10 protein-coding genes are annotated in these 13,467 nt (G+C 47.3%); all 10 read left to right on the forward strand.

Annotated elements, in window-relative coordinates; all coding sequences use genetic code 11:
• Positions 1–6 precede the first annotated feature (6 nt).
• The 10 genes from NYE58_RS12715 (at position 7) to NYE58_RS12760 (ending at position 13,366) form a co-directional block, all read left to right on the forward strand.
• A complete protein-coding gene (locus NYE58_RS12715) occupies positions 7–891 on the forward strand; it encodes an ABC transporter permease (RefSeq protein WP_248549251.1) in 885 nt (294 codons plus the stop codon).
• 24 nt (positions 892–915) lie between these two features.
• A complete protein-coding gene (locus NYE58_RS12720; RefSeq protein WP_076130131.1) occupies positions 916–1,797 on the forward strand; it encodes a carbohydrate ABC transporter permease in 882 nt (293 codons plus the stop codon).
• Positions 1,798–1,861: 64 nt separating this feature from the next.
• Entirely contained in the window at positions 1,862–2,893 is a 1,032-nt protein-coding gene (locus NYE58_RS12725; protein WP_076186675.1) for a response regulator transcription factor, read from the forward strand.
• Positions 2,893–4,689 carry a sensor histidine kinase gene (locus NYE58_RS12730; RefSeq protein WP_341002002.1) on the forward strand — a complete coding sequence of 599 codons (1,797 nt, stop codon included), beginning with the start codon at positions 2,893–2,895 and terminating at the stop codon, positions 4,687–4,689. The genes NYE58_RS12725 and NYE58_RS12730 overlap by 1 nt, the downstream gene beginning before the upstream one ends.
• Positions 4,690–4,736: 47 nt before the next feature.
• Positions 4,737–5,498, forward strand: coding sequence for an SDR family NAD(P)-dependent oxidoreductase (locus tag NYE58_RS12735; RefSeq protein WP_076218080.1), 762 nt, complete (start codon positions 4,737–4,739; stop codon positions 5,496–5,498).
• On the forward strand, positions 5,495–7,573 hold the full coding sequence (locus NYE58_RS12740; RefSeq protein ID WP_076218081.1) for a heparinase II/III domain-containing protein: 2,079 nt from the start codon (positions 5,495–5,497) through the stop codon (positions 7,571–7,573). Before NYE58_RS12735 ends, NYE58_RS12740 begins: the two co-directional genes overlap by 4 nt.
• Before the next feature lie 2 nt (positions 7,574–7,575).
• A complete protein-coding gene (locus tag NYE58_RS12745; protein ID WP_339247805.1) occupies positions 7,576–9,870 on the forward strand; it encodes a DUF4962 domain-containing protein in 2,295 nt (764 codons plus the stop codon).
• 57 nt (positions 9,871–9,927) lie between these two features.
• On the forward strand, positions 9,928–11,484 hold the full coding sequence (locus NYE58_RS12750) for an extracellular solute-binding protein (protein ID WP_076218083.1): 1,557 nt from the start codon (positions 9,928–9,930) through the stop codon (positions 11,482–11,484).
• A 173-nt stretch (positions 11,485–11,657) separates the two neighbouring features.
• Positions 11,658–12,050 carry a hypothetical protein gene (locus NYE58_RS12755; RefSeq protein WP_341002003.1) on the forward strand — a complete coding sequence of 131 codons (393 nt, stop codon included), beginning with the start codon at positions 11,658–11,660 and terminating at the stop codon, positions 12,048–12,050.
• A gap of 143 nt (positions 12,051–12,193) precedes the next feature.
• The gene (locus NYE58_RS12760) at positions 12,194–13,366 is read left to right on the forward strand and encodes a serine hydrolase domain-containing protein (RefSeq protein WP_341002004.1); all 1,173 of its coding nucleotides are present in this window, start codon (positions 12,194–12,196) and stop codon (positions 13,364–13,366) included.
• The last annotated feature ends 101 nt before the right edge of the window (positions 13,367–13,467 follow it).

Here is a 13,467-nt window from a genome sequence, read left to right on the forward strand (position 1 = left end):
TTAAACATGTGGAAATTCAGAGCACTCTATGTGATTGCGATTCCCGGGATCTTGTATTTTATTATTTTCAAGTACTTGCCGTTGGCTGGTTCAGTTATTGCGTTTCAGAACTACAATATTTTTAAAGGCTTTACAGGCAGTGAATGGGTGGGACTTGAGCACTTTAGGACGATGTTCCAATACCAGGATTTCGGAAGAATCTTGAGCAATACAATTCTGCTAGGCTTGTATGATCTTATATTCGCCTTTCCGGCTCCAATATTGCTTGCGCTTCTGCTGAATGAAATTCGGCTTGTGTTTTACAAACGGTTTTTGCAAACGGTGGTTTATATGCCCCATTTCCTATCTTGGGTAATTGTCAGCGGTATCGCCTTGGGTATCCTCTCCCCAGGAACAGGGATTGTGAATCAGGCTTTACAAGCTTTCGGCTTTGAACCGATTTATTTTCTTGGTGAAAATTCATACATTCGCACGATTTTGATCAGTTCCGGTATCTGGAGGGATTCCGGGTACGGTACGATCATTTATCTGGCCGCGTTGGCAGGAATAAACCCAGATCTTTATGAGGCTGCTGAAGTAGACGGAGCCGGGCGCTGGAAACAAACCTTAGCCATTACACTGCCGTCTCTTATACCGACGATTATGATTTTGTTCCTTCTCCATATCGGGAGATTTCTTGATCTTGGCTTCGAGCGGGTATGGGTATTCCTGAACGCGCTTAATACCGGGAACGGGGAGATTCTGGACACTTATATCTATAAGGCGGGGCTGCTGTCTCAGCAATACAGCTATACAACAGCAGTGGGGCTATTCAAGTCGGTAGTTGGACTCATTCTGGTGCTCATCGGCAACATTTTGAGCAAAAAAACAACCGGTGAATCGCTGTATTAATCGCTCTTTATGGAGGTAGGGATGATGAGAGTACGCTATACTCGCGGCCAGAATCTATTTAATGTGTTCAATCTTTTGTTTCTGACCGCTCTCGCTTTGGCTATGTTTCTGCCGTTTCTGAATGTGATTGCCCAGTCCTTTAGCAGCTCTGAAGCAATTATTAATGGCAGGGTAGGCTTGCTGCCAAAGGAATTTACCGCGATCAATTATCAGTACGTTTTCAGCGATCATTCCATTTGGCGGGCGTTCGGTGTTTCCGTCTATATTACGGTACTGGGCACCGCCATTAATCTGATTGCGACAGCTTCTCTCGCTTATCCGGTGTCGCGGCCGGAATTCGTAGGACGTAAATACATCGTGATGATGGTATTGTTCACTATGGTATTCAGTGCCCCTCTTATTCCAAACTTTATCCTGATCAAAAATTTGGGGCTTATGAACTCCTTATGGGCACTTATGATTCCGGGGGCTATCAGCGCATTTAACTTTTTCGTGATGAGAAGCTTCTTTATGCAGCTGCCTCAGGAGCTGATAGATTCCTCCAGAATCGATGGGTGTGGCGAGCTGCGGATCATAGTCAATATGGTACTGCCGTTGTCCAAACCGGTAATGGCCTCATTGGGGATTTTTTACGCCGTCGGGCACTGGAATACGTACATGAGCGCTCTGTATTATATCAACAAGCCGTCATTATGGCCTCTGCAGGTGATGTTGAAGAAGCTCTTCGAGACGGACGATATCAGTATTGATCCGGCTTCCTCAGTTTATAGCTCTTTGGCCCACACCTCACCTGAGGGCATCAAAATGGCTGTTATCATTGTCGCTACTATTCCGATTATCATGATTTATCCGTTTCTTCAACGCCATTTCGTTAAAGGAATGATGGTCGGATCCGTCAAATCCTGATCTATCATAGTGTGGTAGAATAGGAACGCGTTAAGCGAGACGAATCGGAAGGTGGTATCCATGGATGAGATGTGTATTAATCGTAGACGACGAGCCCATGATTCGAAAGGGACTTTCTATCATGATCCAGCAATGCGGCGAGCATCCGTATAACATTAAGCTGGCCCAGAATGGCGAGGAGGCCATCCAGCTCATTATGGAGGAGCAGCCGGATTTTCTTTTTACAGATATCCGTATGCCCAAGGTAGACGGACTGGAGCTGTGCCGGCGGCTGTCGGAGATGGAGACGGATATTCAGACTGTTGTCATCTCGGGTTATGGGGATTTTGAATACGCCCGCCAATGCGTGTCCTATGGAGTGAAAGAATATCTCCTGAAACCCGTGAGCAAAGGGAACCTTCAAAATGTGATCGCCAAACTGGAAGCGCATAGAGAGAAGTTAGAGAGTTTTGTCTCTGTCGCTAAGCTCGATGAATGGGTCGTGCGTATGGATGATGCCATCTGGACCTTGGATAAAGAAAGGCTGTACCTTGTACTGAAGGAATGGGAAACTGACTTCCTCCAGCGTAAGATGAGCCGGATTCAGCAAAAAGAGCTTCTGGAAGAGGGCTATGCTTTACTCGTGAAGAAGCTGCTTGTCAATTCAGTTACACCCGGTAAAAGCGTGTTAGACTTGTCCGCAGCAGCTGGACCTGAGCAGTTATTTCACTGCTTCGCAGAAGCGTCAGCAGCTATATTGGAAGAGCTTCGTAGGAAGCGCAAGGGTAAAGCGAAGGATCCGATAGAGGAAGCTAAAGCATTTATTGAAAAGCATCTCGCCCAGGAAGTATCGCTGGAAGAAGTGGCGGAAGTGCTTGGGCTAAATGCCTCTTATTTCAGCCAGATGTTTAAGCACTCAACAGGAGAGACCTTTGTACATTACCGCATAAAACGCAGGATGGAGAAGGCCAAAAGATTACTTGCCGATGCAAGCTATCGGATCACCGATATTTCCTATGAAGTCGGGTATGCAGACCATCCTCATTTTACGAAGACGTTCAAAAAGTTCACCGGGCTGGCTCCTTCTGAGTACCGCAACCAGCTGGGGATCGATTGATGAGAAAGAGTCTGTCGAACAAGCTGTTTGCCTCCTTTCTGACCGTCATTCTTCTATCCTTGTCCATGGTTGGATTTATCTCTTATTTTCAGGCTTCGGCTGAGCTGGATAAGTCTTCTGAGAAGTCCATTGCTCAAGTCATCAGAAGTGCGTCTTATCAAACGGATCTGTATTTGCAAAATTATGAAAAGGCTAGCGATTCCATCCTGTCCTACAATCAAGTCAAGGAGTTCTTGGATATGGACCCGGAGGATAGCTTCTCCTACTATCAATATACGAATGACATTCAGAAGTATTTGTTTCGTTCTTTGTTTATTCTGTATCCCCAGATTAATCTGATGTACGTCATCGGTGAACACGGCAAGGCCATTAGCGATGATAACTCCTATCAGGCACATAGCCTGCAGTTTCATCCTCAGGAACGCTACCGTTTCTTAAGCGAACATACGCCGGAGAGCGGCCGCATCACCATTCTCAACACGAATGTGATGAATGAAGGGGATAAGAACATTATTACGATGGTCCGCCGAATCAGAGGGGTCTCTTCCTATCGTCCCAAAGGTATAGTCGCCATTGAATTTAAGGCTGAGGATCTGGCCCGTATATGGGAACCTCTTGATCTGGGACAGGGCGGGTCCTATTTTATCATGGACGAATTCGGCAAGCTCCTTTACCGGGCGGAAGGGAATAATAATCACCCTGGTTTATCTGCTGAGCACATTCAGAACGTATTTCAACACCCAAATGACTCTGTGGTGGAAAAAGTAGACGGGAAAGAGTATTTGTTCGTGTCGAGAAAATCCGAATATTCCAAATGGCAGCTTGTAGTATCCATACCCGTTGGTGAGCTGCGCAAGCCTATTTCTACCATTCGTACGACCACGCTGGTGGTGGGAGTTCTCACGCTTGTCGGCACACTGCTCCTTGCAGCCTGGTTCGGACGATCCATCACGAAGCCCATCCTGACTCTTAAGGAGGGCATGAGGGAGACGGAAAAAGGCAAGTGGCGCAGGCTTGAGATGAACGGCCGTCAGGATGAACTGGGGGGATTGATGCGCAGCTACAATCTCATGGTGACCCGGCTGTCCGAAATGATTGAGCGGGTATACGAAGCGGAGCTTACCACCCAGAAGGAGGCTCTGGAGCGTCATCAAGCTGAATTCCAGGCACTCCAGCTGCAGATTAATCCGCACTATCTATATAACACATTAGAGACTATCAAATGTTATGCGGTCGTTCAGGATTCGGACGAAATCACAGAAATAGTGGAGGCCATGGCATTCATGCTTCGCTACTCCATCCAAACTAATCTGGAGGAAATTACGATTGCCAATGAGCTTAATCATGTACTGAGCTACATGACGATTCTCAAGCACCGGATCGGCAGGGAGTTCGAAATTGACGTAGTGATTCCGCCGACGCTGCTACTGGCTAAGATGGTCAGGCTTACACTTCAGCCCTTGATCGAAAACATTTTTCAGCATGCGTTTCCCGAGGGAATTGAAGACAAGCACTATATTAGAATCGACGCCAGAAAAGAGGGAGATCGTTTTCTAGTTCTTGTAGAGGATAACGGCGCAGGGATGTCCCGCGAACGGCTTGATAAGCTTCGTGAGAAGCTGAATCTGAATCAGCTGGCGGATACGGAAGGAGACTCCCTCTATCATAGAGGTGGAATCGGGCTCATGAACGTGCACCGGAGAATTCAAATGGTGTTCGGTGAACAATACGGATTAAGTGTCGAAAGCGTGGAGTATGAGGGAACCCGGTTGATCTTATCCATGCCTGCGGAGTGAGGAAAAAGATGTTTTCAGAAAAAATTACTATTAGGAGGAAATAGGCAATGAAAATTGATTTGACTGGTAAAATTGCGCTTGTTACAGGGTCTAATGCAGGGATAGGCCGACAAATCTTGGAGACTTTGGCTGCTTCCGGCGCCAAAGTGGCGGTAAACTATTTGTTCGGTTCTGCGGAGGAGACGGTGGACGCGATCCGTCAGGCCGGAGGAGAAGCTTATGCTTTTCAGGCAGACGCAACAAGTCCTGGTCAACTGGACAATATGGTGAAGGAAATAGAGGAGCATTTCGGCGGAACCATCGATATTCTCGTCAACAATGCAGGCGGCATGATCAATCGGGTTCCCAATACTGAAATGAACGAAGAGCATTACAACAAGGTGATGGACGTCAATTTTAAATCATGCGTGTTTGCCTGCAAAGCCGTATCCGCAGGGATGATTGCCAAGAAAAGCGGTAAAATCATCAATGTATCTTCCCTTGCGGCCCATGACGGCGGCGGACCGGGGGCTTCCATTTATGCAGCGGGCAAAGCTGCGGTATGGTCTTATACCAAGGGACTTGCCAAAGAGCTGAGTCCTTACGGGATTAATGTAAACGCTATCTCTCCCGGATTTATCGGTCAGACCGCTTTCCATGCTACCTTTACTGCGGATGCGGCAAGACAGGCAACGATTGCGAAGATTCCGCTGGGCCGGGAAGGTGCTCCACAGGATGTGAGCAATGTGGCACTCTTCCTTGCTTCAGAGCTGTCGGATTATCTGACAGGCGAAATTATTGAAATTAACGGAGGCTTGTTCATGCGATGATGAACCTTAAGGAGAAAGCAGATACTTTTTCCTGGGTTGGTCTTGAGGTGGATAAATTGAAAATGGAGCTGGATCCCTTCCGGAGAGAAGAGATTCTGCTCCCGACAGAACCTGGTGGCTGGTGGCACCAATATGTATGTCCCCAGCATCATACTGAGCTAATCTTCGATGTTATGGAGCAAGATGCGGTTGTCTTTTCTTGCCCGAAGGGCTGCAAGCTGGAAGGTGAACCCTACCGGGGAGCATGGCTGGTATACCGGCATCAGGCAATGGCGCGATACGCCCTGCAATCTGCCGTGGTATTCGCCGCAGACGGAGAAGAATTCTACAGCAGCTTAGCCCGGAAGATTCTTGTCGGTTATGCGGAGCAGTTTCCTTTGTATCCGGTTCATCCCGATGCTCAACCCTGGATGCTTAGTGGCCGTGCTTTTCATCAGGCGCTGACAGAGGCTATCTGGTCCACTACGCTTATTCGGGCCTATCTGCTGCTTGTGGATCATGGAGTAACGTTCACTGGGGAGGAAGAGGTAAAGCTGCAAGTGTTCTTCACGATGCTGGAGGAGAGTATGGAGCAATACCGCCACATCCTCATTTACGAGAAGAAGAATGCAGAGAACAACTATACCGCATGGCTGAATGCCAGCCTGGCTTGTGTATATGCCGCTAAAGGTACCAGAGAAAAGCTTGCTTCTTTGCTGGAGGGAGAAGGCGGATTCTATCATCATCTGTCCATTGGCGTGAAGCCAGATGGTTTTGAATTTGAAGGCAGCACGTACTACCATATTTTTGTATTGCGGGCTTATCTCATAGCAGCCGAGATGTACGGGCGCTTCGGGGTTGACCTCTATGATGCCAAAGGAGAACAGGGACAATCCATCCGTGGCATGTTTCAGTTGCTGGCAGAGCTTAGCGGCGATAACGGGGAGCTTCCAGCCGTGCATGATGGTCCTTATGCGCGCGTTCCTTTCGCCCGAGAAATTGCTGAAGTATTTGAAATAGGTATTGCGGTTTACAAAGACCCGAGTCTCCAGCCAATACTGGCGAATGCTTATAGATATCTATACGGGCAGGAATTAAGGACTGGTCTGGAGGCAGTGCTGTATGGAGCAGGTGAGAGTAAGGAACTTCAGACCAGTTACAGGGTGAGAGACTCTGTCCTACTGCCGGATTCCGGATTCGCCGTGCTCCGCCATCCGGGCAATCCGCTGTCCGTGCTGGCGGATTTCGGAGAGCATGGCGGATCACATGGACATTTCGACAAGCTTCATATCACGATTATGCACCGATGGGGAGAGGTTGCTCCCGAGCTGGGTATGGTTCCTTATGGATCTGTTTTGCGCAAGGAATGGTATTCCGAAACTGCGAGCCATAACACGGTCACCATCGGAGGTCGTTCCCAAGCTCCACATACCGGAAGCTGCTGTCAATTTCGCCAGGAAGGCAACGCTACGTACTTATGGATTCGTTCAGACGGCGCCTATGAAGGAGCTGTTCTAGAGCGGCATCTTGTATTGGCCGACGGTTGGCTGCTGGATTGGTTTCATGTTGAGCAAGTAACGGAGCGGAGTCAGGAAGTAGACTTATGGTTTCATCCGACGGGACATTTGCTGTTACCGTTCGACCCTCACCGTGTCCAGAAGGATTCTCCGGCAGTCCTTGGACTGGAAGCGGGTTATGGCTCAGTAGAAGTACTGTCCGCAATGAAAAATGAGACGGACTGTCCGTTAAATACGGAGTGGAATATCCGTTATGATGGAGTGAGCACCTGCAGGGAGTATGAAGTATCCACGAGTACTCTACTGGCGCCCGGCTCCACTATGTATGAAATCCGCACACCGGGTAATGCCGAAGACCCGAGTAGATTGCTACGAGGCATTATGCTTCGGCACAAAGGCCCGTCGGTTGATTTTATTACGGTTTATCGGGACGGTCACGAACCTGCTGTACTGAAGCTAGTGAGTCAGGTGGGCGAACCGCCCCAAATCCAAATAGCAACAACTGGGCAAGCAGTGGTGTATTGCCTTGACCCTAAAGCGGGACTGATTCAGGAAAAGTCCCGGAATACGGAGGAGTAGAGATGTTAGAACCTTTATTTCAACCTACCAGCGGCGTACTCGACCTGTCGTATGGGCCAGATGAACATATAGATGTTGGAGAGAATCCTCCGCGGTTTACTTGGATGCCTGCTTGTCTGGAAGAGAGCATGTATGAGCTGCAGATCTCCTCAAAAGCTGAATTTGAGTCTGAAGATACGTTGACCTACAGTAGAATTCCCTATAATTTGTTTACCCCGGATAAGCCGTTGGCGCCCGGCTCGTATTATTGGCGATACAGTCTTATCGGGGAGAATGATATCCGTTCCGAGTGGAGTAAAGTAAGAGCTTTTGTGGTGGAGGATGAATTGCCGCTAACGCCACTGCCTTCCCGTACAGAACGATATTCAGCTGCATCCGCCAACCATCCGCGGCTTTGGCTTCAAGCGGAACAGCTACCGTCTTACCGGGAAGTTGTCCGCCAAGACCCGATTTCAACTGGCTGGGAAGACTTCCTGAAGCATTCCGTTCTACCCTGGACAAAGCGCGAGCTTATTCCCGAGCCTGCACCGTATCCAGATAATAAGCGTGTCGCCACACTTTGGCGGCAGATGTATATGGACTGCCAGGAAGTCTTCTATGCTATCCGGCATCTTGCTATAGCTGGAGTTGTGTTGGAGGACGAGGCGCTTATCGCCAAAGCTAAAGAGTGGCTGCTTCATGCTGCAAGCTGGAACACAGATGGTACCACCAGCCGGGATTACAACGATGAATGCTCCTTTCGCATAGCCGGAGCGTTGGCATGGGGCTATGATTGGCTTCACGGCTCTCTGACGGAAGAAGAACGCCTTAAGGTAAGGCAGGCGCTACTGCTAAGAACCGGGCAGATCGCATTCCATGTCATCGAACGCTCCCGCATCCATCAAGTTCCTTATGACAGCCATGCGATCCGCTCTTTATCCTCTGTTCTCGTACCCTGTTGTATTTCCATGTTGGGTGAGGAGGAGAAGGCGCAGGAATGGCTTGATTATACGCTGGAGTACTTCTCCGCCATGTATACCCCATGGGGTGGCAAAGACGGCGGGTGGGCCGAAGGTCCGATGTATTGGACCACTCAGATGGCATTCGTTACGGAGGCGCTCAATCTAATTCGCAAATACATGGCAATCAATTTCTATGACCGTCCTTTCTTTCGCAAAACAGGTGACTTTCCGCTCTATTGCTTCAGTCCGGATACCATGAGGGCCAGCTTCGGCGATCAATCGTCACTGGGAGATCCGGTCAATCTCAAAACGGGCTTCAATATCCGTCAATTCGCGGGTTTAACCGGGAATGGCCAGTACCAATGGTATTTTGAGCAAACTAAGGAACTGAACCCCGACACCCAGATGATCTTCTATAACTACGGCTGGTGGGATTTCCGGTTCGATGAGATGGTTTATCGCACAGATTATCCGCAGATTTCTTCAGAGCCACCGGTGGCTGCAGAACCTTTGAAGTGGTTTCAGGATGTGGGATGGGTGGCCATGCATCATCGGATGGAGGATCCGCAGGAACATATCATGCTGTTGACCAAGAGCAGCCGTTACGGCTCTGTGAGCCATAGCCATGGGGATCAAAACGCCTTCCTGCTGCATGCCTTCGGCGAGCCCTTGGCTATTGAAAGCGGCTATTACGTTGCATTCAACAGTACGATGCATATGCAGTGGCGCAGGCAGACCCGCTCCAAGAACGCAATTCTTATTGACGGCAAAGGCCAATATGCTGGCACGGACAAGTCGAAGAACATGGCAGCCTACGGCAAGGTGTTGAAGGCGTATAGTACGCCCGGAATCAACTACACGCAAATGGATGCCACCGAAGCCTACCGCGAGAATGTACCCTATATCAAGCGGTATGTGCGGGAAATATTTTTCTTTGATAGCGCTTACTTCGTTATCACAGACAGTGTCGAGCTGGAACGTCCGGGAAAATTGGATTGGCTGTTTCATACGCTGTATCCCATGAAGCTGAAGGATCAATCTTTTAAAGTACATGGTAAAAAAGCTCAGTTGGAGGGCAGATTTGTCTATAGTTCCTCGGGAGAAATGACACTTAGCCAAAGCAATCAATTTACAGATGTAGATCCGAAAGAATGGGAAGGGCTGCCCGAGCATTGGCATTTGACTGCCTCTACTCAAGAGGCTGTAAGCCATCGGATCGTCACTCTTCTGATTCCCCAAAAAGCAGGAAGCCGGGATTACGTATCGTACTTTATGGACGATCAGGACCATGGGGTTCATGTCTACTTTACGAATCAGGGAATTACCCACCGGGTTGAGATCCCAAAAGCTTATTAGTCTTAAGATATCTTCATTTTACGTATACACCCCATTGTACAAGGAGAGGGTTATATTATGAAAAAATGGATTGGCATCTGTCTGGCTATCGTAATGGGTGCTACCGTTATTGCAGGTTGCTCGAACAAGGACAAAGAAGAGACTGCCGGAGGCGCATCAAATACGCCGCAGAAAACTGAATTCTCGATCTCGATGCGGACGCTGGCTTTTAACTATGTTGAGAAATCACCCGACTTGAATAAGGACAAATGGGTGAAAAAGCTGGAGGAGATGACAAACACAGACTTGGATATTGTGTTGGTTCCTCATAAAGAGTTCGAGCAGAAAATGGTGCAGATGTTCGCTACTAATGATATACCGGATGTCGTTCAAGGTTCGGGCGGCGTAAATGGCAAGGAGATGGCTGGTTCTGTTGAAGCTGGTGTGTTCATGCCCTTGGATGATCTGCTGCAGCAAAACGGCCAGAACCTTTTGAAAGTAATCCCAAAGGAAGCTTGGGAGAACGTCACCTATCAAGGAAAAATTTATGCAATACCGGAGTTTCTGTCCAATCCCTCCCGCCGGGCGACTTGGATTCGCAAGGACCTGCTGGATCAAACCGGCTTGCAGGTTCCAAAAACGGTCGATGAGTACTTGACTGTGTTGCGTGCCTTCAATAAGCTGGGGATAGAGAACCCGTACATGGGCCGTCAAGACTTCAAATATGCGGATGCTTTCTTTGGCGCTTATGATGTTTTTCCGTATCTGACTATGTTCGAGGAAGTAAACGGCCAGGTTCAGCCGAAGTTTATGGATAGCGAAAATATGATGAAGGCGTTACAAACCTACAACACCATGTATACAGAGGGTTTGATCAACAAGGAATTTGCCACCATTAACCCGACCAACTACAAAAATGCGATTCTCTCAGGCAAAGCGGGCATGTGGACGATGAATGCCAACGAGCTTCTGCAGTGGGAGCAGCAACTGAAGGCTACGACACCATCCGCCAAGCTGGAGATTATCCCTTCGCCAGTGGGACCTGATGGAAAAGGAGGCTCCTACTTGTACGGCTCCGCCACGCGCACCTATTTTATTAAGGAAGGTACGAAGAATGCTGCGGATATTGTGAAATTTTTTGACTGGATGCTGAGCGAAGAGGCAGAAACCTTCTTTACCTTTGGGATTAAGGACGAAACCTATAAGGAAGAGAACGGCAAAATCGTATACACTTCTCCTGCGGATTCCGCCGCTATAGATGAGGAGCGCTACCGCCAGTCATTCCTCTGGATGGTGCAGGATACTACTTATAATAAGGGTGTCCTTAACATGACAGAAGAAGGCAGGAGCTTGATCAATGTATACGATACTATTCTGGCTAACGAAGGCCGTGACGGAATTCAGTTCGACCCGCGGCTAGATGCCTTGGTGAAGAATCCAGACATTGCACCTAACTCGGACACGGCTCCTCCGGTACTGCTGACGCATATGGTAAAGATGGTATATGGCAAGGAACCTATCAGCGACTGGCCGAAGGTTGTGGAAGAGTGGCTTTCTAAGGGCGGCAACGATGTCATCAAGGAAGCTACGGAAAAATATAATAACAAAGCTGGCGTCACCATGCCTCGCAGATAAACTTATCCTCCAGGGGAGTTGGAATTCAATTAAGGGCTGCCGAGAGGTAGCCTTTTTAGTTAGGGCCAGTTTACTTTAATGTAATATCCAAAGTATGGATTATATGGTAAGTTAAATGGAGACATTCTAATTCTAATGAACTATATAAAAAGAAATGGAGTGATTTCATGAAGATGCGGAATTCAAAAATTTTATATTATCTTGTCTGGATCATAGTGGGGGCGCTCTTATTACATTATGGAAACTCGCTAATTAGCCATTACACTGAAGAGGCACAAAAGAACTATCAATTAGAAAATACTGTATGGATCACGGCTATTGTTCCGTTTGTCTATGGGATCTATCTGGCGTTATTAGAAGGATTACCTAAAGCTTTTGTTGTTAATTGGCTTCTGTTGTTTATTGTGTTTCTTCCAAGTTTTCTTCTGCTTATGTATCCAACTTTAGTAATGTATTTTAACATTTCGAATATGGAGATATTCAAATTCGCAACCATACATGATGGAATAGTATTTGGTTTAGTTAGTGGAATGGCACTAGTTAAATCTCTAACGACAAACCGTTAACGAGATTACAGCATTGCTGTTACAGAATTATTGGAGCAGTATAAAATAGTTATATGTAAAATCACCCTTTCAATTATTTGGGTTTTATTGCAAGATATTTATGCATCATGTATTTTATTGAATAATAAGGGGGAGTGCGAATAATGTTATCATCCACAGAGCTTAGCAAGCTGAACGAAGTGAATTACAGGGAGGACCGTTTAGAGGTAGTTAATCATTTTTATGAGGATCTCTGTGATAAAAAAGTAGTCGATGGTTATATTTATTCTCTTAGTCGTTACGGGAAAATCTTTGCTAGTGCTGCCGGAGGTCGTTTCAGTTACGAAGAAGAAATCACCCAGGAAATGAAAACGGATACAATTTTTCGTGTTGCTTCAATTACGAAGCTATTTACGGCGACAGCGATTTGGCAGCTTGCGGATGATGGTAAGATTTTTATGGGGCAGCCTGTGAGTTCTATTCTTCCAGAGTTTGATGCCGATCCTTTTAAGCCGATTACCATTGCACATTTACTGACTCATACCTCTGGCATCGCTCCCGATCCTGGCACTATAAGTGATACTTACTATAAAAGTGCATGGTGGTATATTTTTGAATCAGAGCTTGGAAAAGAAAACTGGATTAAAGCCGGTCTATCTAAAGGGATTCATTTTCCGGTAGGGACTCAATGGATGTATTCATCGTTTGGATACGCGATCTTGGGTGCAATTATCGAGAAAATAACGGGTGTTTTTGCAGAAAAATACATAATGGACCACATTGTAAAACCGTTAGGCATGAAAGATACCTTCTTTGATATACCAGCAGAAAAAGCTGGTAGGATCGCCATTCGTTCGGAAAGGGCTAAGGAATATCTTCAGAAGCTGCAAAACGGGGAAATTACGGATGCGGGACAAAGGTCTGAGGAAGAAATCAACGTTCCCGAAACTGGTGGTGGGTTATATTCCACAGTTGCTGATCTGCAAAAGTTCGGAATTATGCTGCTTAATCAAGGGCAATACGAAGGGAGTCATATCTTAAGCCGTATGGCGGTACAAAGAATGACCAAGCGGTTTAATTCTGAGAAAATCCCAAACTATGCATGGGGAGATGCAGGAGCGGATCGACCATACGGACTGGGACCAGACCTTCGCTATAATGTGAGTACTTCTTACTCTGAAGGCACTTTTTTTCACGAAGGGGCTGGGGCGTGTGCCTTATTCGTTGACCCGGTTGAAAAGCTGATTGCCGTTTGGTATCTTCCTTTTCACAAAGGGGTATGGGACGGTAGAGCGGTATTTGGCACCCACAATGTGATCTGGTCCGGACTCGAATAAGAAAAAGACTTTTTTTATGTGATATCTATAGATAGGCAGGATGTGACTTATGTTTGAGATGATAAAGCACCGCTTTCGCATTATGAGGGCGGTTGCTTTTG

The sequence above is a fragment of the Paenibacillus sp. FSL L8-0708 genome (assembly GCF_038009325.1).
Taxonomy (GTDB): domain Bacteria; phylum Bacillota; class Bacilli; order Paenibacillales; family Paenibacillaceae; genus Paenibacillus_AQ; species Paenibacillus_AQ odorifer.